The organism is Cohnella sp. SGD-V74 (assembly GCF_003001675.1).
Classification (GTDB): domain Bacteria; phylum Bacillota; class Bacilli; order Paenibacillales; family Paenibacillaceae; genus Cohnella.
The window spans coordinates 18,154-35,732 of record NZ_PVYW01000019.1; the positions used below are offsets into that span (position 1 = coordinate 18,154).

The following is a 17,579-nucleotide window of genomic DNA, read 5'->3' on the forward strand; positions in this document are numbered from 1 at the left end:
ATATACAAATGCGGACTTCTCCCGTCCCGCAATAAAAAAACGACCCCTCATCCGGTGTACGGATAAGGAGTCGTCTGTCTTGTTGCGTATAAAAATTAGTTCTCGAAGTTGAACAGAGGCGTGCTCAGGTAACGTTCGCCGTTGGACGGAACGACCGCTACGACGCGCTTGCCTTCGCCGAGTTCTTTCGCCACTTTAAGCGCGGCGAAGATAGCGGCGCCGGAAGAGATGCCGACCAGAAGACCTTCCTTCTTGGCGACGGTGCGAGCCGTCTCGAACGCTTCTTCGTTCTCGATCGTAATAACGCCGTCGTAAACTTCGCGGTTCAGAATCTCAGGGATAAAGTTCGCTCCGATCCCTTGGATCTTGTGAGGGCCAGGGCCGCCGCCGGACAAGAGCGGGGATGCCGCAGGCTCTACCGCATAGATTTTGATGTTCGGAAAGTTCTGCTTCAGCACTTCGCCCGCGCCGGAGATCGTGCCGCCCGTGCCGATACCGGCTACGAACGCGTCGATCTTGCCGTCGTAGGAGTTGATCGCTTCAACGATTTCCGGACCCGTCGTCTCGCGGTGAATTTTCACGTTCGCTTGGTTCTTGAATTGTTGAGGAATGAAGTAGTCCGGGTTCTCCTTGGCGATCTCTTCCGCCTTCTTGACGGCGCCGTTCATGCCTTCCGATCCCGGAGTCAGCACCAGCTCAGCCCCGTAAGCGCGAAGCAGATTGCGGCGCTCCAAGCTCATCGTCTCAGGCATAACGAGAACCGCGCGATATCCTTTCGCAGCGGCGACCAGCGCCAGACCAATACCGGTGTTGCCGCTCGTCGGCTCGACGATCGTGTTGACGCCCGGCTTGATCAGCCCTTGCTTCTCCGCTTCTTCGATCATGCTGATCGCGATGCGGTCCTTAACGCTGGAGCCCGGGTTCTGATACTCGAGTTTCACGTAGATTTCCGCGCTGCCTTCCGGTACGACACGGTTCAAGCGTACAAGCGGCGTATCGCCGATAAGCTGGGTCACGTTCTGAACAATCTTGGCCATTAGAGTTGTTCCCTCCTACAATATAGCGGCTATGCGCCTTGTTCGTTATTCCGACTAAAACAGTCGGTTTTCAGTCTGATTTCATCTTATCAAACCTCGGAGAGGATTGTCAATAGCTGGTTAACAATGGACGCAAATTCGTTACGGCCGTAACGCTTGATCCACGATGACCGCGCCGTACTTATCGAGCAGCGCCTGCTCCATATCGCCGACCGGCACGGCCTTGCCCAGCGCGATCAGCTTCTTCGCTTCAAGACGGATGTCCTCTTCGGTGCGAGTCTGCACTTCGCTGACCCCGTCCAGCCGAACGATCGCGAAGCCTTGCTCTGTCCGGACCGGACCGGTAATGTCTCCGACCTGCATCCGCGCAGCCTGCTCCAACACCGCTGCAGCCTCGAACGGATCGTTCGACTCGATCCACCCCGCATCCCCGCCCTGATCCGCGGTGAATTCGTCAATGGAATGCGTTCTGGCCAGCTCCGCGAAGTCGTCTCCCTGACCCAGCTTGTCCAGAAGTCCCCTTGCCAATTCGTCCGTCTGCACGATGATTTTGGATAAGCGGTATTGCCTGACCGGTTGGAATTCCGCCCAATGCTCGCCCAGATAACGTTCGATTTCGTCTGAGGACACTTCAACGTTGTACGTGGTCAGCTTCTCCAGCAGAAGCCGGTAGCGCGCGTCTTCCCGGACTTCGTCGCGGCTCATGCCGAGCTGCTCCCTCATGGAGCGATAGAAGTCGTCTTCATTCTCGTAGCCCTGGCTCATCCATCTTAATTCCTGCTCCAGTTCCTCGCCCGTCACTTCAATGCTCAGCGCTCTGGCTTCTTCGTTTACGGCTTCCGCCAGCATCATGCTTCTGAGCGTCTGGGAACCATAAGAAGCCAACAGTCGATCCATCAACTGTTGGCGGGTAATGGATGTTGTTCCTACCGAGGCCACGACGTCGTCTCCTCCGGATGCCGACTCCGACGGCTCATGATCGTCGGGCGCAAGCGCATTGTCATCCTTGGTGCAGCCTGATGCAAGCATCAGCGTCGCTAAGAGGGCCAGCAGTACGAGCGGCGGCATACGCCGTATCGTCTCCCTCATTGGAGATCATCCCTTCTTTAATCCCGGTCGGCGAGGCGGTAGAGAGCTTCCAGCTCTTCGCCGTCGAACAAGTATTTCTCATTGCAGAAGTGGCAATGCGTCTCCGCCTGGCCGTCCTCGTCGATCAGATTCCTCAGCTCGCTCTTGCCGATCGTAAGCAGCGCACGCTCGAATCGTTCCCGCGAACAGTGGCATTGAAAAACCGGTTCGATCGTCTGGTGAATCGTCAGGTCGTCTCCTACGAGAAACCGAAGCAGCCCTTCCGGGCTCTCTCCCTGATCCATCAAAGCCGTCACATGCGGCATCGCCCCAATCGCCTGCTCCAGACGAACGAGCCTTGCCTCCGGAAGGCCGGGCATGACCTGAACGACGAACCCGCCCGCATGGAGAACGGAGTTGTCGGTCTCTACAAGCACGCCGAGCCCTACCGCGGAAGGAGTCTGCTCCGATTCCGCGAAATACAAAGTAAAATCTTCGGCAATCTCGCCGGAGATGATCGGCACGCTGCCCCTGTAAGGATCTTTAAGCCCCAAGTCCTTCGTGACATGAAGCTGTCCCGTGCGACCGACGACTCCGGCAACATCCAGCTTGCCCTGGCCGTTGCTCGGCAGATGGACGTGCGGATGATCGACGTATCCTCTGACTTCGCCCGCCGCGTTGGCGTCCACGACGATCTGGCCGATCGGTCCGTCGCCCTTCACCTGCACCGTCAGCTTCTCCTGCCCTTTCAGCATAATGCCCAGCATCGCGGCAGCCGTCGCCGTACGCCCAAGGGCAGCCGTCGCCGTCGGAAACGTATCCTGTCTGCGCTGAAGCTCCGATACGAGCACCGTCGTGCGCGCGGCGAACACCCGCAAGCCGCCGTCCCATGCGGTACCGCGTATGATTTCATCCTTCAAAGCCATATTCCGTCAACCTCCCTCGGCGGAAAATCCAATCCGGCCGACAATCTATTGTTACCTATTGCGTTCGTATACTATCCGCAAGCCTTCCAGCGTAAGCAGCGGATCTACCGTCTCGATCGTCTCCGATTCTCCGGCGATCAGCTCGGCCAGCCCCCCGGTCGCGATCACTCTCGGCTGCACGCCGAACTCTTGGCGAATACGCTTGACGATGCCGTCCACTTGCCCGGCATAACCGTAAATGATGCCGGACTGCATCGCCGCCACCGTATTGCGCCCGATGACCGTCTTCGGCTTGGACAGCTCGATCCGCGGCAGCTTCGCCGCCCGCTGATAGAGCGCTTCGGCGGAGATGCCGATGCCCGGCACGATCGCGCCTCCCAGATAAGCGCCGGTGCCATCGATATAATCGAAGGTCGTTGCCGTGCCGAAATCCACGACGACCAGCGGCGTACCGTATTGTTCGATACCCGCGACCGCGTTGACGATCCGGTCCGCCCCGACTTCCCGGGGATTCTCGTACCGGATGTTAAGGCCCGTCTTGATGCCGGGACCGACGACAAGCGCTTGCTTGCCTACATAAGCTTCGAACAGCCGCTCCAGCGTGTTCATAATGGGAGGAACGACGCAAGACAGAATAACGCCTTCGATCTGCTCCGCCTTCACTCCCGCGATTTGAAACAGGTTGTGGATCAGCACGCCGTATTCGTCCACCGTAGCGGAGCGATTCGTGCCAAGCCGCCAGTGATGCGTCAGCGTGCGTCCCTTGTACAGCCCCAGCACGATATTCGTATTGCCGACATCGACGACGAGAATCATGGCGCACCTCCCGTCTTCTTCTCATTCAGATCGAGACTGATATCAAGCGCTTGAAAGGAATGCGTCAAGCTGCCGACCGAGATGACGTCGACGCCGCAGCGCGCGATTTCGCTTACTCGCTCCGGCGTAATGCCGCCCGAAGCCTCGATCACGATATGTGGCGCAATGTCCCTGATCGCCTTAACCGTCTCGGTCATGGCCGCCGTGCTCATATTGTCGAGCATGACGATATGGGCGCCCGCCCGAACCGCTTCTTCCGCCTGAGTCAGCGACTCGGCTTCCACCTCGATCATCATCGTGTGGGGAATGCGGGCTTTGGCCCCCTGCACGGCTGCCGTAATTCCGCCGGCCGCCTTAATATGATTATCCTTGATCATGACCGCATCATAGAGCCCGAAGCGATGATTCGCTCCGCCGCCAATCCGCACCGCGTACTTCTCCAGCGTGCGGTGCCCGGGCGTCGTCTTGCGCGTATCGGTCACGCGGACCGGCGTCCCCTGCGCTCCTGCCGCGTACTCGCTCGTCTTCGTCGCGATGCCGGACAGCCGCTGAAGCAGGTTGAGAGCCAATCTCTCCCCCGTCAGTACGCTGTGCGAGGAGCCTTCGACGACGGCAAGCACCGTTCCTTTTTCTACGCGGTCTCCGTCCGACGCCAGCGCTTCGAACTTCAGAGCCGGATCGACCGTCTCGAATACGAGACGAGCCAGAGGAATGCCCGCCAATACGCCCGATTGCTTGGCGTGGATGATGCCCTTGGATTGATGGCCGGCCGGTATCGTCGACATCGTCGTCACGTCGCCCGAGCCGATATCCTCCGCCAGCCAGGCCCGAAGCTGCGCCTTCACCGCTTCGACGGCCGGACCTCCGATCGCCCAATCGCTTTCCCGTTCAAACATTGTCGTCGACCCTTTCTATGCGGATGCCTTTTTCCCGATGCAATATCGTATGCACCCGCCAATTCATATCGTCTCTGCCCGGATAGTCCTCGCGATAGTGTCCGCCGCGACTCTCTTCCCGATTCAAAGCTCCCTCGGCGACAAGCAGCGCGCAAGTCAGCAAGTTCGCGTATTCCAGTTCCTCTCTCTTCGTCAGGTTCATCTGGAATAGAGGCAGCTGCTTCTTCAAATCTTCGAGCCCTTTCAGCAGGCCCGTCCGGTCTCTGCGCAGTCCTACGTAACGAACCATCGTCTTCTGCAGCTTCAGCCTTCTCTCAATCAGCGTTCCCGTCAGCACGGCATGCCGATCCGAACCCGGGCCGTTATCCGCAACGGCAGATTGCTCCGGCAGCTTGTTGATCGCATCCACGATTCGTTGGCCGAAGACGATCGCCTCTGACAGGGAGTTGCTCGCCAACCGGTTGGCGCCGTGCACGCCCGTCGACGAAGCTTCGCCGCAAGCGTACAGACGGCGGATGCTCGTCTCCCCGTGCAGATCCGTCTTGACTCCGCCCATCATATAATGTGCGGCAGGCGCGACCGGAATCCAATCCGTCGTCATATCGAGACCGAATTTCAAGCAGTATTCGTGAATGGTCGGGAACCGATGCCGGATCAAGTCCGGAGACTCGTGCGTAATATCGATATAGACGTAGGTCGATTTGGTTGCTTCCATCTCGCTGACGATCGCTCTGGCCACGACGTCTCTCGGAGCCAGCTCGAGCTGGGGATGGTAATTTTCCATAAACCGATCTCCGCGGATATTTCTCAGATAAGCGCCTTCGCCTCTTACGGCTTCCGAGATGAGAAATCTCGGAGCGCCCGGGTAGCAGAGGGACGTCGGATGAAACTGGTTGAACTCCATGTCCCGAATGTCCGCGCCCGCGCGATAAGCCATAGCGACGCCGTCGCCGGTCGCCACCTCGGGATTCGTCGTGTAGCGATAGAGCTGGCCCGTTCCGCCCGTGCACAGTATGGTCGCTTTGCCGAACACCGCGACCCGCGATCCGTCCGGCTTCTGTACGAGAGCGCCGCGGCATTCGCCGTCTTCCGTGAGCAGGTCCAGCACGAAATGATCGTCCCACAGCTCGATGCCGGGACTGACCTTCACTTTCTCTGCCAGAGCTCGAACGATCTCGTAGCCGGTCGCGTCCCCGTTCGCGTGCAGAATTCGCCGCTGACTGTGCGCGCCTTCCTTGGTCAAGGCGTAATGCCCGTCTTCCTCGTCGAACATCGTCCCGTAGCGAATCAGCTCCTGAACGCCCTGAGGACCTTCGTGGACGAGAACGTCCACCGCCGCGGTCTCGCATAGACCGGCTCCGGCGATCAACGTATCCTGCGCGAGAAATTCGGGAGAATCGTCGTCCGACATGACGGCGGCGATGCCTCCCTGGGCGTACCGGGTGTTGCTGTCGAACAGCGACTTCTTCGTGATCATGAGCACCCGCTGCGTCTCGCTCGATTTAAGCGCCGTAAAAAGGCCGGCGATGCCGGCCCCGATCACGATGACGTCCGTCTCTATGCGAGGAAGCTTGTCCAGATCAAAATCGACAACGTATCGTGGAATCATAATGGTATTCGTCTCCCACTCCGACAATAGAGTAGCGCAGGCGGCTGGTCGATTACTTGACCAGCAGCATGCGCTCCAGCGATAAACGGGCTTTGTCCGCAACGTCCTGCGGCACGTAGATTTCCGGTTGCATCGTCTCCAACGCTTTGACGACCTTCTTGAGGTTGTTGACCTTCATATTCGGGCACACCAGGAACTTCGAGGCGAAGTGGAACTTCTTGTTCGGGCTGTCGAGCCGAAGCTGGTATCCCGTGCCGTCTTCCGTTCCGACGATGAATTCGTCATGGCTCGATTCGCGGCAATATTTCAGAATGCCGGTCGTGCTGCCTACGAAATCGGCCATCTCCACCACTTCCGGGCGGCATTCAGGGTGTACGACGAATTGAGCGTTCGGATATTTCGCGCGCATCTCCACGACGTCCTTGATCGTGAGCATGTCATGAGTGTTGCAGTAGCCTTCCCAGATGATCATCTTCTTGTCGGTATGCTGGGAGACGTAGTGACCGAGGTTCTTATCCGGACACCAGATTACTTCCTCCGCATCGACCGAATTGACGACCTTCACGGCATTGGCCGACGTGCAGCAGATGTCGGTCTCGGCCTTCACGTCGGCGGACGAGTTGATGTACGTGACCACCTTCGCGTTCGGGTGCTTCGCTTTGAGCTCCCTCAAGCCAATGGGGTTGACCATGTCGGCCATCGGGCAGCCCGCGCGTTCGTCAGGGACGAGCACGGTCTTGTGCGGAGCGAGGATCTTGGCGCTCTCGCCCATGAAATGAACCCCGCAAAAGACGATAACGTCGGCATCCGTAGACGCGGCTTTCTGAGCGAGGAGGAACGAGTCCCCCCGGAAGTCCGCGACTTCCTGTATTTCATCTCGCTGATAATAATGGGCGAGGATAATGGCGTTGCGTTCCTTCTTGAGCTGCATCAGCCGTTCGCGCAGTTCGCGGTTCTGCTCGGCTTTACGCTCCAAGGCCAGGGCCTCCATGCGAAATCTCCTCCCTTGACTACCGTTGTTTGTGAATCAATGCACAAACATGGCGGGAATGCTGTCTTTATTGTGGACGAAAAGCACTTCGTTCATTAACACTTAATTTACACTTGCGGGATAGGACTGTCAATTGATCTGTAGCGGATTTTTCCAAGCAAAAACGGCCTCTGGCTTCCTCTAGACGCAGAATTCAGTTTTTGTCGGAGGTGATCCAGAAAAGTTTAGCGAATTGTATACTTTATGGATCGCACACAAAAAAAGGGATGCTCCCGCGCGCTGCTGCAGCGCGGTGCATCCCTTCTTCTTATCCGATTATTTCGGTTCTTCGGAGTCGCCGTCTCCCTTGCGCAAATCCAAGCCCGACGGGTACGGGTCTCCGTCCTCGCGAGTTTGAATCCGAACCTTGACGTTGCCCAGCGTATCCACAACCGGCTCCGCATGGGATTCCTCCGAGCTCGATCCGCCTTCCCCGCTGTCGACTACGATGGCGCCCTTCTCCATCAGAGACTTGATCTGATCCAGATCGAGCGTCTCTTCCTCGAGCAGCGTCTTCGCGATCAGATGCATCTCTGCGCTCTTCTCGGTAAGAAGCTTCTTGGCCCGGTCGTAGCAGTCGCGAGTGATGCTCTGCATCTCCTGGTCGATCTCGTACGCGATCTTGTCGGAATAGTTCTGCTCGTGTCCGATGTCGCGGCCAAGGAATACCTGTCCTTGCGAGTTGCCGAACTGCATCGTGCCGAGCTTCTCGCTCATTCCGTATTCCATGATCATCGCGCGAACGATGCTCGTCGCTTGCTTGAAGTCGCTGTAAGCGCCGGTGCCGATCTCTCCGATGAAGATTTCCTCAGCCGCGCGTCCCGCGAGCAAGCCCGTGACCTTGTCGAGCAGCTCCTGCTTGGTGACGAGCATCCGATCTTCCTTAGGAAGCATGATGACGTATCCGCCCGCTTTGCCCCGTGGAATAATCGTAACCTTGTGCACCGTGTCGGCATGCTCCAGGAAGTAGCCTGCGATCGTGTGACCCGCTTCGTGATAAGCGACGATGCGCTTCTCGCGGTCGCTGATGATGCGGCTCTTCTTCTCGGTACCGACGATAACGCGGTCGATCGCTTCGTCGACCTCGATCATGGCGATGTCCTTCTTGTTGCGGCGAGCGGCCAGCAGCGCCGCTTCGTTCAGCAGGTTCTCCAGATCGGCGCCGGTAAAACCGGTCGTCCGCTTGGCGATCGTGCCGAGCTTGACGTCTTTGTTCAGAGGCTTGTTGCGGGCATGAACTTTCAGCACCGCTTCGCGGCCCTTGACGTCCGGACGGTCTACCGTAATCTGACGGTCGAAACGTCCCGGACGGAGCAAAGCAGGGTCAAGAATGTCCGGACGGTTGGTCGCCGCAACGATGATGATGCCTTCGTTGGCGCCGAAGCCGTCCATCTCGACGAGCAATTGGTTCAGCGTCTGCTCGCGCTCGTCGTGTCCGCCGCCGAGGCCTGCGCCCCGCTGACGGCCGACGGCGTCAATCTCGTCGATGAAGATGATGCACGGCGAGTTCTTCTTCGCGTTCTCGAACAAGTCCCGTACGCGGGATGCGCCGACGCCGACGAACATCTCCACGAAGTCCGAACCGGAGATCGTGAAGAACGGCACGCCGGCTTCCCCGGCAACCGCGCGGGCCAGCAACGTTTTACCGGTACCCGGAGGCCCTACGAGAAGCACGCCTTTCGGAATGCGCGCGCCGACCGCGGCGAACTTGCGGGGATCCTTCAGGAATTCGACGACCTCGACGAGCTCCTGCTTCTCCTCGTCCGCTCCGGCGACGTCCTCGAACGTGACCCGCTTTTTCTCTTCATTATAAAGACGGGCGCGGCTCTTGCCGAAGTTCATCACCTTGCCGCCGCCGCCCTGCGCCTGATTGATCAGGAAGAAGAACAGAACGAACATGATGATGAACGGAATGATGGAAGTTAGGAAAGTCAGCCAGAAGCTTTGTCCCGGCATTTTCTTGGATAACACTTCGAAGTTCTTCTCGATCCCGAGGTTCGTGAACAGCTCCGGCACGTAGTCGGCCAGAGGCGCCCGTCCTGTGAAGACTTCGCCCTTCTCTTGTCCCGGTTTCGGTTTGAATTCGCCGGCGATGAGGTAGGTTCCGTTCTGAACCTGCAAAGTCATCGTCTGCACGTTGCCTTGCTGCGCTGCCGCGACGAGTTCGTTGTAGCTCAGTTCCTTAGTCGTGTCTTGCTTTCCGATAAAAAATTGAACGATCCCGACAGTCACCAAAAAGATAAGTAAGTAAAAGCCTGTGTTCCGGATGAACCGATTCATCCCCGACCTCCTCTCGACACGCTCACATCATTTTACCATAGCCTGTCTCGCCAATCCAAGTAAGACGGCGCGCCGGCTATGGGTCAGCTCGAATAAACTTCCGGCTTCAGCACTCCGACGTAGGGCAGGTTGCGGTATTTCTCCGCGTAATCGAGCCCGTAACCGACGACGAAGGCATCCGGTATGGTAAAGCCGGTGTAGTCCGCGTTCAAGTCGACCGTCCGCCGTCCCGGTTTGTCGAACAGGGCGACGACGTTGACGGACAGCGCGTTCCGGCGTTCCAGCACGTCGATCAAGTAACTCAGCGTCAATCCGCTGTCGATAATGTCTTCGACGATGAGCACGTCGCGACCTTCCACGGAAGCGTCCAAATCTTTAATAATCTTCACTTCCCCGGACGAACGCGTGGAGTTGCCGTAGCTCGACACCGCCATAAAATCCAGTTCGATCGGGATCGCGATGCTCTTGGACAAGTCCGCCATAAAAATAAAAGCGCCTTTCAACACGCAGATAACGAGCGGATTGCGTCCTTCGTAATCGCGGCTGATCGCCGCGCCAAGCTCCTGTACCTTCTGCTGAATCGTTTCTTGCGAGTAGAGAACTTCTTGAATGTCGTTTTGCAAAGAAGGTGCCTCCCAGTGAGATTTATTACACGGTATGATTGCTTTACTCCGATCATGCCCTAGTTTTCCGCTTCGTACGTCGCCCGAAGCGTCGTTCGGGTGTGCTCGCGGACAAGGGCGTGACCCGATCTCCGCAATCCGGGAATCCAGAGGATGCGGCCGTCGCCGTCCGCCAGCAGCGGCAGCTTGTCGCGCCGCGATCGCGGCACTTTGGCATCGACGAACATATCTTGCACTTTTTTGGTGCCGTTTAGTCCGTATGGCCGCATGGTATCGCCCGCCAGCCGATTGCGCACAAGGAGCGGATAGCGAAGCTCCTCCGCGTCGAAGCAGGCTTCGCCGCGATTGCCGGGTCGGCCTTGCACGGCCCCTTCGAGCCGTTCCAAGCGAATGCGGCCTCCCGCTTCCGGGATGGCGACCTCGGTCGCAAGCTCGTCGGCGCGATACGCGAAGCGCATCGTCTCCGGCTGCTCCGGTCCGATATAAGTCTCTTCGTATTCCCTTCTCAGCACCCAACCGTCCCCGATGTCCACCCGGACCGTTGCCGGGCGTTCTTGCGACAGCGCCTCCGAAATTTCCTCCACAAGGCGGAAATCCAGCATTTGGCGCGGGTTCGCGGAACAGTTTAATATTAATTTAATCAATCTGCGTTGTAAAGCGACGTGGAGGCCGCGGAACCGTCGTCGCTCCAACCGGAAGCCGTCCCCGGACGGGGTTACCGCCTCGCGGAAGACGCGAACGGCCTGCTCTTCCATATAATCGTCATCCGCCGCCGCCAGATCGGCCAGCCGGGCCAGCGAATCCTTCAGACGCGGATTGTACTGCTCCAGCGCCGGCAGGACGTCGAGCCGGACGACATTGCGAAAATAATGCCGGTCGGCATTGCTGCTGTCAACCGCGTAAGGCACCCCGTTTCGCTTACAATACTCCAGAAGCTCACATTTGGTTATACGCAGCAGAGGGCGAATCAGTTCCAACCGATCTTCCCTCCTGCGATAAGGGATTCCGGCCAAGCCGCCAATTCCGGTCCCGCGCAGCACTCTCATCAGCACCGTCTCGGCCTGATCGCCGGCATGATGGGCGGTCAGCAGATAAGGACTGCCGTGCTTGTCCGCCACCTCGCCGAGGAATGCGTAACGCTTCTCCCTTGAAGCGCTCTGTGCGTTCTGGCCCGTTTCTTCTATGTAATCCGGCATGCCGAGCGACGCAGTCTCGAAAGCCATGCCCCATTCTTCCGCCACCTTGCGCACCAGCTCCGCTTCGGCGTCGGATTCGGCGCCGCGGAATTGGTGGTTCGCGTGAGCGACCACGACGCGCATCGGCTCCGACTCCGCCATCTCCTTCAGCAGGCGCAGCAGCGCCATCGAATCCGGTCCTCCGGATACCGCGGCAACGACCGCGCCTCCCGCGCGCCACCAGCCTTCTTCCTTCGCCTGCGCTTTGACGTCCTCCGTCCAGTGTTCATGCCGTCGCATCTTCGCAGCTCCTTTATTCGTCCGACAGGCTGACGCTCCCTGTTCGATGGCGGCCGAGATCCGTACATCTCAATTGCTGCGCCATCGCCGGCCCCGCTCTGTCCTAGTCCAGCAGCCAGACTGCCGCCAGCGTCGTGCTGAGCACGATCGCGGCTCCGAGCAATCCGGCCATCCAGCCCGGCACCCGGTCGTCGGCCGGCTTCGGCCGCTGCGAGATTCGCACGGCCTCGCGCCATTCCTTGGTCGATTCCCGAGTGCTGGCGAACTGGCCCGTGAGCGCCTTCTCGATCCAGCCTTCCACCGGCTGGAGCTTGGGATTGCTTTTTACCAGCTTCATCAGCTCGCGGGGATGCCGGTTTTGCGGAATCAGCGTCCGGGTAAGCTGGACGAGCCTCTTCCCGTCCAGGGCGTGCAGCCAGAGCAGACCGACCGCGAACAGATCGTAAGCCGGGTCCGCAACGCGGCTCCCGGCGGACCAGTATCCCCGATCGTAGATTTCCGTGAACTGCCGCACGCTGCGCCCGATCGCCGAAGCGCCGCCGTAATCGACCAGTTCCACTCTTCCGTATTCTCCGACCAGTATATTATCGCTTTTAATATCCCCGAACACCCAGCCCGCCTCGTGCAGATGGGAGAGCCTCTCCAGCAGACGGTAGCCGATGACGCCCATCCAGTGGGAACCGTGTTCCTTCAAGTAGGCTTTCAACGGCACTCCGGGAACATACCTCATGACGTAGAAAGGAATTTTCCTCCCGTCAATGACCGCATCGTCGACATCGAGCAGGAACGGCTGTCTCCCTTTCTCGGAATGATCCAGCGAAGCCAGAATGTTGACTTCGCCTTGGAGCTCCGCCGCCTCATGGCCGATCTTGATGGCGCAGATTACCCTGGGACCCGCCGAAGCCAAATAAACCTGACCGTTGGACCCCAGCCCGAGCAGCCGTTCCAGACGATAGACTTTCCCGTTCCACTTGCCGCGAATCTCCGTGCCTCTGGGCAATGTCTCTTTCTCAGACGACGTTGTCACTCCGCACCTCGCTCGACCCGCCGCCCGAAGCATGCGGCTCGTCCATAAGCTCTATTTTGCCTATTTTACCACAAGTCTCGCGGATGTAATCAACCACCTGAAGCAAAGCGGGCCCCGTCGGAGTCGTGCCGCGCATGCGGATCTTGCCGAACAGGGAGCCGAGATTGGAAGCGTTCGAGTGCCAGCCGGCGTCCATTACGCAATAGGAATACTGGGAGTCCCCGGGAAAATGGAATACGGACACCTGGCTTCTGCCCGTGCGGGCTTGCAGGCTCAGCGTCAAATCCCGAATCGCTTCCTCCACGGCGTGCAGCTTCGGCTTCATGCTGGCGCTGGCGTCGATGAGCAGCGCGACCGAGAGAGACATCGTCTCCTCCATCTCTTCCATGACTTTAACGACCTCGCCCCGCTTGGGAGGAGGCAGCGACCCGACGTCGTTCACCCCGAACAGTTGGCGGAGCTCCTGATTGACCGCCTGCCGTATCGTACCCGCCACCGTCTGCCTCGTCATCATCTGCACCGTCTTGGACAACTGCCGGCTCGTCACAATCTGGCTGATGCCTCCGCCGGCCCGCGCAATGTCGGCGATCTCCGTCACGCCGTACTCCCCGATCGTCCCTTCGTCCACCACGCCCGCCACGTTCACCGTAATGCCTTCCGCATACGCCTGCGCCGCAGCGGTCACCGGGCTTTCCCCGACGTTCGAGCCTCCATCCGTAATCAGTAAAATTTGCTTCATCATTCCTGACACTCCTCCTATCAGATCTAGCATCTGGTAGAGCGATTCAGAATAGGCTTCGGTCGAAGCCGATACAGCCGGGTTGCAGCTCTGCAATTCGATGCGCCGGCGCTATAGCCCGATTCGGTCGGGTTGCAGCCTCGCCGAAGCGATTTCTCCTGCTGCAGCCCGGTGAAATCGGGTTGCAGCTCTGCAATTCGATGCGCCGCCGCTGTAGCCCGATTCGGTAGGGTTGCAGCCTCGCCGAAGCGATTTCTCCTGCTGCAGCCCGGTGAAATCGGGTTGCAGCTCTGCAATTCGATGCGCCGCCGCTATAGCCCGATTCGGTCGGGTTGCAGCCTCGCCGAAGCGATTTCTCCTGCTGCAGCCCGGTGAAATCGGGTTGCAGCTCTGCAATTCGATGCGCCGCCGCTGTAGCCCGATTCGGTAGGGTTGCAGCCTCGCCGAAGCGATTTCTCCTGCTGCAGCCCGGTGAAATCGGGTTGCAGCTCAGTCACACCGACATTTGCTCACTCTAACCCGACGCTATCAGCTTGCAAATCTCCGACCCGTTGGTTACATTGCTTCTGAATTGCTCTACTATACAAGTTGAAACAGCATCTAGTAGAAGTGTCGCCCAAAAATGCGAGATTTAATCTTTCCGGGACTGATCGCGAGCGAGTTGATATAATATTTAAAGAAGAGACCGTCGAACGGAATAACAAGGGCTGCAATCCGGCGATAATGCAGCTAGAGAAGGGTGTGAGGAGTCTTGAGGAAAATGAGCTTGTCCGATATTCAAGATCAGAAGCGCGGAAGCGATGCCTCGGTGCGCTTCTCTATCGACCACTCCGTCAATCTGTTTCGCGCTCTCGCGAATCCGCAGCAGGATCTTCCCGCAATCGCGCCTCCGAGGGATTCCGACGAGATCAAGGCGCTTAACGCCTTGGCCCGCCGCAAGCTATTGACCGCTATGAGGAGCGGAGAAGTGAAATACGACGCCGAAAGGCGGGTGCTGACGATTGCTAAGTATACAAGATTAAAAAGCTCCGAAAGCCTCTGAATGTTCCAGAAGCTTCCGGAGCTTTGTAATTGTCACCCCCTTCCCCCTTATCCCATCAGGCGTCAGCGCCGGAATAGTAAGCACCCGCTCCCAACCTCAGCTCACCGTCCTCGGCCGTTCCATCCGGGCGAGACCCGGCCAGCGGAAGGCGGCCCACTCCGGACGATGGCGCGAGATGCGCGTGACGATGACGGTCATGTCGTCCTTGATGCCGCCGGGGTATTGACGCAGCGCCGTGTCGAGCAGCGAATCCGCGATCTCCTGAGGATCGTCCTCGTCCAGCTCCTGCAGCACCCTTTTCATCCACTGTTCCTTGTTGATCGCATGGCCCGGCGCGTCGAGAATGCCATCCGTCATCATGATCAGCGTATCCCCCGGCTGCAGCTGCACCCGCAGCAGGTCGATCTCGATATCGTGCAGAATGCCGATCGGCAGGTTGTTGGCCGCAATCGGAATAATCTCCCTCCCCCTCTTGATAAAGCTCGGCGTCGAGCCGATCTTGAGCATCGTCGCGTGCGCGGTGTACAGATCGATCAACGCGAGGTCGACCGTCGCGAACATCTCGTCCGGCGATCGGAGCAGCAGAATCGAGTTGACCGACTTCACCGCCAGCCGCTCGTCGATGCCCGATTGGAGCAGCTGCTCCAGCATCGACAGCGCCGCGCTGCTCTCCGCTCGCGCCCGGACGCCGTTGCCCATTCCGTCGCTCAGCGCTACCGCGAACTTGCCGTTGCCGAGCTCCACCATACTGAAGCTGTCTCCCGACAGCAGATCGCCGTCCTTGGCCGCTCCCGCCACCCCCGTCTCCACTTCGTAAATTTTTGCTGAGGCAAACGTCACCGTGCTCAGATGCGCGGCCGGCTCCCCGGTTCTCTCGCTGCTGACCGTGACCGTCTCCCCGAGAATTTCCGTCAGGATCGGCGCAATCATTTTGCGGCATTCGTCGTACCCGGTGCGAAAAGCGTGCACCATCTCGATCTCGATATGTCCCTCCTCCAGACTCAAAATATCTATGCTCTGAATCGCCAGCCCCAGATGGTCGAGGGCATCCCGGATTTGCCTCTCCTGCGCTTCCATCTGCTTGGCTTCGCGACGGATTTCCTTGACCAGGTCGTCCATGACCTGCGACACTCCGGACAGCTGATCGGCGACGAGGAACCGGCTGTCCTGCAGCTGCTGCCGCCAATGAAGGTCGTGGCGGTAGATCTCGTACTGCCGCTTCATCACGTCCAGCACGAGCGGCGTCTTCACGCACACCCGGCCCCAGGACTTCGGGAGCTGCGAAGCCATCAAGTCCGGATTGTGCTCCACGGCGGTCATCATGTCGGTCATCAGCTTGTACGTCTGAATAAATTGGCTGTCCCAGCACAGGTTGCGCCGGTGGCAGCCGGCGCAAGCCCGCTCGTGCACCTCGTTGACGAAATGATCGAAATCGCGGTTTTGCGCGGGAGCGTCGCCCGTCTGGGTCATCTGACGAAAGCTTCGGGACAGCTGGCGGAACACTTCGGAAAATTTCTCCACCCGCTCGGCCGTCAAATCCCGGACTTTCTGAGCATATTCCTGCTGGTGCTGAGCATAGTTTGTAGTACCGGGAACGAATCGGGACAAAGATTCCGTGACCGATCGGGGCGTGAACAGCAGCATAACGGATGCCGCCACCGTCGCCCACGTCGAAGCCATCGTGTCGGCCGCGGTCGCTCCGAACAAAGCGAAGACCGAAGTGCCGAGCAGCAGGCCGAACACCGACGCCGCTTTGCCCCCTTCGCGCAGCAGCCCTGCCATCAGTCCGCCGAAGGCGAGCAGACCAATCTCCGCCGTCGCCCCCAAATTGGACAAGCTCAGGATCATGCCGGCGATGACGCCCGCGGACGTGCCCAGAGCGGCCCCGCCGACGTAGGCGCTTACCGCCACGAAATATCTGGACAGCACGCCGGCCAAGGCTACGCCGTAGATCTCCCATCCGGTCAGCCCCGTGAGCAGGCAAGCGAGCAAGATCGCCACCCCGACCCATTCCTCGTGCCGCATCTCGGACGGTCTCTTCGTCCGCGTCAGAACAGGCAGCGCATGAACGAACAGCAGCGTGAGCACGAAGGCAAGGGAAGCTTCCACCAGCGTTAACAAATACGGCATCCATCCCGCGCTCTCGGCGAGCAGCACCGCGAACACTTTGACGATTAGCGTTGCGGCGAAGACGACGACGGGCGCCTGGGACAGCTCGGCTTTCTCATAGAGCACCAAGGCTCGATAGAGAAGATAGATGACTCCGATCTCCGCGCAGATGACCGCCGGCATCGGATCGATCGCCCAGAAGCTGCCCGCCGTCAAGGATAACATCGCCCAGAAGGCCATATCTCTCCTCAAGTAAAGCACGACCCCGAAGAACGCCGCCGCGAACGGCGCGATCCCCTCCAGCATGGCCGCCCTCCCAAGCAGAAATCCCGCCGCGATAATGAGAAGCACCCACTGCTGTTCTTTGACGGCAGCCCCCCAGCGGAGCAGCAAGGAAGATTCTCGGGTTACTCCTCCGGAAGCTTGCGCGGAACGTTTCCGCTTCTTGAACCAACTCTTGCGACCTTTGTCCGGAGCAACAGCAGGTCCGGTCCCCATGCGAGGAACGAAAGGAACGACGGACGGCTTGTCCATGATGCACACCCCATTCACCAGATTGAATTGTGCTCTTAATTATAGGCGGGGGTTTTCATGAAGTTTGTCAGAAACGGTTGGCGGGGGAAAAGTTTTTTCCGACAGGATCGGAGGCGCTGTGGCGACGGCTTGCGCGAATCGGCGAAACCTTCGGCGCCCATAAGCCCGCCCGCGATTTCCACGCGCCGCCGTCCCGGTATTCCCTTGAATTGCGACAGCGAAAAAACGCGCTCATCCGACGGAGAATGGCGCTACGCGCGATCCGCTTCAGACGCGATCCGCGCGGGCTTGCCGGATGGACGCGAAGGATGCGGGCACGAAACGCCGCGTTCGGCCTCCCGCTTCCGCTAACTTGCGGGCAAGCCGCT

Annotated in this window: 14 protein-coding genes; 1 reads left to right on the forward strand and 13 read right to left on the reverse strand. The window is 59.0% G+C overall.

All coding sequences use genetic code 11. The features are described 5' to 3' along the window. Positions 1-95: 95 nt before the first annotated feature. The 12 genes from cysK to B0G52_RS25420 all read right to left on the reverse strand — a co-directional run bounded on the left by cysK (position 96) and on the right by B0G52_RS25420 (position 13,526). On the reverse strand, positions 96-1,037 hold the full coding sequence (gene cysK / locus B0G52_RS25365; protein ID WP_094048489.1) for a cysteine synthase A: 942 nt from the start codon (positions 1,035-1,037) through the stop codon (positions 96-98). A gap of 141 nt (positions 1,038-1,178) precedes the next feature. After that, positions 1,179-2,126 carry a peptidylprolyl isomerase gene (locus tag B0G52_RS25370; RefSeq protein ID WP_094048492.1) on the reverse strand — a complete coding sequence of 316 codons (948 nt, stop codon included), beginning with the start codon at positions 2,124-2,126 and terminating at the stop codon, positions 1,179-1,181. A 17-nt stretch (positions 2,127-2,143) separates the two neighbouring features. Then, the gene (hslO, locus tag B0G52_RS25375) at positions 2,144-3,031 is read right to left on the reverse strand and encodes an Hsp33 family molecular chaperone HslO (protein WP_094048494.1); all 888 of its coding nucleotides are present in this window, start codon (positions 3,029-3,031) and stop codon (positions 2,144-2,146) included. Positions 3,032-3,082: 51 nt separating this feature from the next. After that, positions 3,083-3,847: a type III pantothenate kinase gene (locus tag B0G52_RS25380; RefSeq protein WP_094048496.1), complete on the reverse strand. Its 765-nt coding sequence runs from the start codon at positions 3,845-3,847 to the stop codon at positions 3,083-3,085. Continuing rightward, positions 3,844-4,743 carry a carboxylating nicotinate-nucleotide diphosphorylase gene (nadC, locus tag B0G52_RS25385; protein WP_094048498.1) on the reverse strand — a complete coding sequence of 300 codons (900 nt, stop codon included), beginning with the start codon at positions 4,741-4,743 and terminating at the stop codon, positions 3,844-3,846. Before nadC ends, B0G52_RS25380 begins: the two co-directional genes overlap by 4 nt. After that, positions 4,736-6,352, reverse strand: coding sequence for an L-aspartate oxidase (nadB, locus tag B0G52_RS25390; protein ID WP_094048500.1), 1,617 nt, complete (start codon positions 6,350-6,352; stop codon positions 4,736-4,738). Before nadB ends, nadC begins: the two co-directional genes overlap by 8 nt. Before the next feature lie 52 nt (positions 6,353-6,404). After that, positions 6,405-7,343 (reverse strand): quinolinate synthase NadA, encoded by a 939-nt coding sequence (gene nadA, locus B0G52_RS25395; RefSeq protein ID WP_094048502.1) that lies wholly within the window; start codon positions 7,341-7,343, stop codon positions 6,405-6,407. Positions 7,344-7,658: 315 nt separating this feature from the next. Further along, positions 7,659-9,662: an ATP-dependent zinc metalloprotease FtsH gene (gene ftsH / locus B0G52_RS25400; protein ID WP_094048504.1), complete on the reverse strand. Its 2,004-nt coding sequence runs from the start codon at positions 9,660-9,662 to the stop codon at positions 7,659-7,661. A gap of 83 nt (positions 9,663-9,745) precedes the next feature. Next, positions 9,746-10,285 (reverse strand): hypoxanthine phosphoribosyltransferase, encoded by a 540-nt coding sequence (gene hpt / locus B0G52_RS25405; RefSeq protein WP_094048506.1) that lies wholly within the window; start codon positions 10,283-10,285, stop codon positions 9,746-9,748. Between the two features lie 59 nt (positions 10,286-10,344). Then, on the reverse strand, positions 10,345-11,760 hold the full coding sequence (gene tilS / locus B0G52_RS25410) for a tRNA lysidine(34) synthetase TilS (RefSeq protein WP_094048508.1): 1,416 nt from the start codon (positions 11,758-11,760) through the stop codon (positions 10,345-10,347). A gap of 103 nt (positions 11,761-11,863) precedes the next feature. Next, complete coding sequence (locus B0G52_RS25415) at positions 11,864-12,787, reverse strand: serine/threonine protein kinase (protein WP_233163041.1); 924 nt, start codon at positions 12,785-12,787, stop codon at positions 11,864-11,866. Further along, positions 12,771-13,526 (reverse strand): vWA domain-containing protein, encoded by a 756-nt coding sequence (locus tag B0G52_RS25420; protein ID WP_094048753.1) that lies wholly within the window; start codon positions 13,524-13,526, stop codon positions 12,771-12,773. The genes B0G52_RS25415 and B0G52_RS25420 overlap by 17 nt, the downstream gene beginning before the upstream one ends. Before the next feature lie 760 nt (positions 13,527-14,286). Between B0G52_RS25420 and B0G52_RS25425 the strand changes: the two genes are divergently transcribed. Further along, positions 14,287-14,568, forward strand: coding sequence for a hypothetical protein (locus B0G52_RS25425; RefSeq protein ID WP_094048512.1), 282 nt, complete (start codon positions 14,287-14,289; stop codon positions 14,566-14,568). A gap of 96 nt (positions 14,569-14,664) precedes the next feature. Here the strand turns inward: B0G52_RS25425 and spoIIE are convergent, their stop codons facing one another. Then, positions 14,665-17,211 carry a stage II sporulation protein E gene (gene spoIIE / locus B0G52_RS25430; protein WP_094048514.1) on the reverse strand — a complete coding sequence of 849 codons (2,547 nt, stop codon included), beginning with the start codon at positions 17,209-17,211 and terminating at the stop codon, positions 14,665-14,667. Positions 17,212-17,579: the final 368 nt, after the last annotated feature.

What these genes read in the sequence shown, in the direction of transcription:
- cysK (WP_094048489.1), bottom strand. Translation starts at nt 1,037, where the DNA reads ATGGCCAAGATTGTTCAGAACGTGACCCAGCTTATCGGCGATACGCCG.
- B0G52_RS25370 (WP_094048492.1), bottom strand. Translation starts at nt 2,126, where the DNA reads ATGAGGGAGACGATACGGCGTATGCCGCCGCTCGTACTGCTGGCCCTC.
- hslO (WP_094048494.1), bottom strand. Translation starts at nt 3,031, where the DNA reads ATGGCTTTGAAGGATGAAATCATACGCGGTACCGCATGGGACGGCGGC.
- B0G52_RS25380 (WP_094048496.1), bottom strand. Translation starts at nt 3,847, where the DNA reads ATGATTCTCGTCGTCGATGTCGGCAATACGAATATCGTGCTGGGGCTG.
- nadC (WP_094048498.1), bottom strand. Translation starts at nt 4,743, where the DNA reads ATGTTTGAACGGGAAAGCGATTGGGCGATCGGAGGTCCGGCCGTCGAA.
- nadB (WP_094048500.1), bottom strand. Translation starts at nt 6,352, where the DNA reads ATGATTCCACGATACGTTGTCGATTTTGATCTGGACAAGCTTCCTCGC.
- nadA (WP_094048502.1), bottom strand. Translation starts at nt 7,343, where the DNA reads ATGGAGGCCCTGGCCTTGGAGCGTAAAGCCGAGCAGAACCGCGAACTG.
- ftsH (WP_094048504.1), bottom strand. Translation starts at nt 9,662, where the DNA reads ATGAATCGGTTCATCCGGAACACAGGCTTTTACTTACTTATCTTTTTG.
- tilS (WP_094048508.1), bottom strand. Translation starts at nt 11,760, where the DNA reads ATGCGACGGCATGAACACTGGACGGAGGACGTCAAAGCGCAGGCGAAG.
- B0G52_RS25420 (WP_094048753.1), bottom strand. Translation starts at nt 13,526, where the DNA reads ATGAAGCAAATTTTACTGATTACGGATGGAGGCTCGAACGTCGGGGAA.
- B0G52_RS25425 (WP_094048512.1), top strand. Translation starts at nt 14,287, where the DNA reads ATGAGCTTGTCCGATATTCAAGATCAGAAGCGCGGAAGCGATGCCTCG.
- spoIIE (WP_094048514.1), bottom strand. Translation starts at nt 17,211, where the DNA reads ATGGACAAGCCGTCCGTCGTTCCTTTCGTTCCTCGCATGGGGACCGGA.